Here is a 1247-nt window from a genome sequence, read left to right on the forward strand (position 1 = left end):
CTTTATCTTCAGTTTTCTTCTCTTCTATCTTTGCTGTTTCTTTATCTTCAGTTTTCTTCTCTTCTATCTTTGCTGTTTCTTTATCTTCAGTTTTCTTCTCTTCTATCTTTGTTGCTTTCTTTTCTTGAGCAATTGCTTTCGTTGATGTATTAGCAGGGGTAAACAACTGGTATGTCACTATACCAACTGTCACTAATACCAAAGTAAATGCAATATTAAAAATTGCCTTTTTACGACGATTCTGTTGTTTTTCTTGAAACCTGCTTACTTGTCCCATTCTTTAAACCTCCGTGTTGACTTTCTCCTATACTCTTTATACATTATCCCTATAATTCTTAATATTTTTATTAAATAACAGAAATAAACTACACTTTCCATACAGGATTTCATACCATAATAAAATTTGTTTTTTCAAGCATCTGACATATGTTATTCAAAATAGTTTAATACATTAAAAATTGATAAGCTTCTGCACTTAAGAAACCTTCACTTTTATTCAAAGGTGATTCCAATTACGTCCATATCAGATCTCCTGTAGAAAGCTTTTTAACAATTAAACCTCTTCTTCCCTTATTTATAATTTTTAAATTAAATTTCCCTCTATGGTATAATAAAGATGTTTTGTTTTCTAATGGGGTATGTCGTAAAATCAAAAGGGATTTTATCTCTTTTACCTTCTTTTCAGAGTAAATTTCACCACTAGGAAATTCTATTATTCCTAATGTAATTCTTAATTCGCTATCATCACAAAGCCATTCCTTATTAAGTTCCCTTATCTTTTGTATAAAGCTTCTTTTGGTTTGTCCTATATAGACAATGTCACCTTCTTGGCACATACTCTAGAGATTGCAAATAGCCCCTTCTTAGAAGCTTCTTCCCTATTATAAAAATCATTTATACTATACATTCCATACCACTTAATATGTACTGTTTCTATGAATCTCACCTCATTTTTAGATAATATTATAATTTCTGAATGTTCAAATTACAATAGGTACATAGTCTTGATTACTTAAATTATAAATTGTGCTTTTCAATAATACATTTTATTATTACTAATTTCAATAATGCAGAAAAAATATACTATTATAATTTAATTACAAAACTATATAAAAAAAGAACCTGCAAATCTGCAAATTGGTATTATCCCCTATAGGTAGACAGTAAAAAAAGAGTCCATCTGATATGATGGACTCAATACTGTTTTATCTGGAGGGGATTTTTTTATGGCAAGAAAAGGACAATCA

2 pseudogenes are annotated in these 1247 nt (G+C 28.9%); both read right to left on the minus strand.

Going from position 1 to position 1247, the window contains the following annotated elements:
- Nucleotides 1-277, minus strand: a pseudogene (locus MR143_RS32620) (YrrS family protein); the annotation flags it as partial.
- A gap of 235 nt (nt 278-512) precedes the next feature.
- Nucleotides 513-946, minus strand: a pseudogene (locus tag MR143_RS32625) (sodium:proton symporter).
- Nucleotides 947-1247: the final 301 nt, after the last annotated feature.

The sequence above is a fragment of the Bacillus cereus group sp. BfR-BA-01347 genome, from assembly GCF_022663835.1.
Lineage (GTDB): Bacteria > Bacillota > Bacilli > Bacillales > Bacillaceae_G > Bacillus_A > Bacillus_A thuringiensis_K.